This is a genomic window from Streptomyces sp. CWNU-52B, assembly GCF_047444975.1.
Classification (GTDB): Bacteria; Actinomycetota; Actinomycetes; order Streptomycetales; family Streptomycetaceae; genus Streptomyces.
Genome location: NZ_JBLFJV010000077.1, coordinates 1 through 855 on the forward strand (window position 1 = coordinate 1; position 855 = coordinate 855).

The 855-nt window shown below is 65.0% G+C and carries 1 protein-coding gene; it reads right to left on the bottom strand.

From position 1 onward, the window contains the following. The coding region (locus ACLVWQ_RS40525) for an acyltransferase domain-containing protein (RefSeq protein ID WP_414114347.1) at window positions 1–839 on the bottom strand (839 nt) is incomplete at its 3' end. Window positions 840–855 lie beyond the last annotated feature (16 nt).

An 855-nucleotide genomic window follows, 5' to 3' on the forward strand; every position in this document is an offset into this window, starting at 1 on the left:
AACACCCCGTCCGCCACACACTGCGGACCCATCGCCGACAACACACCCTGCGGACCGATCTCCAGGAACGTCGTCACCCCCCGCTCCCGCAACCGCACCAACCGATCCGCGAACCGCACCGGCTCCCGCACATGATCAACCCAATAACCCACCGAACACACCGACGCCACATCCACCGCCATGTCCACCACCGGCTCCATGAACTCCACAGAACCCACCACCGCAGCAAACTCCTCCAGCACCGGATCCATCAACGGCGAATGAAACGCATGACTCACCGCCAGCCGACTCGTCTTCACCCCCCGGCCCCGCAACACCTCCACCACACCCTCGACCACACCCTCCACACCCGAAATCACCACCGACGACGGCCCGTTCACCGCCGCAACACCCACCTCCCCCTCCAACCCCACCAACAACTCACACACCTCAGCCTCACCCACACCCACCGCAAACATCGCCCCACCCACCGGCAACGCCTGCATCAACCGCCCCCGCGCCGCCACCACACGACACGCATCCGGCAACGACCACACACCCGCCACGAACGCCGCCGCCAACTCACCCACCGAATGACCCGTCACACCATCAGCCCGCACCCCCCACGACTCCACCAGACGGAACAACGCCACCTCCACCGCAAACAACGCAGGCTGCGTCCACCCCGTCTCATCCAGCCCCACACCCGAAAACACCACCTCCCTCAACGACCCCGGAACCAACCCCTCAAACCCACCACACACCTCATCGAACGCCTCCGCAAACACCGGAAACGCCTCATACAACTCCCGGCCCATCCCTACCCACTGAGCACCCTGACCCGTGAACAACAACCCCACACGACCCTCACCCGCC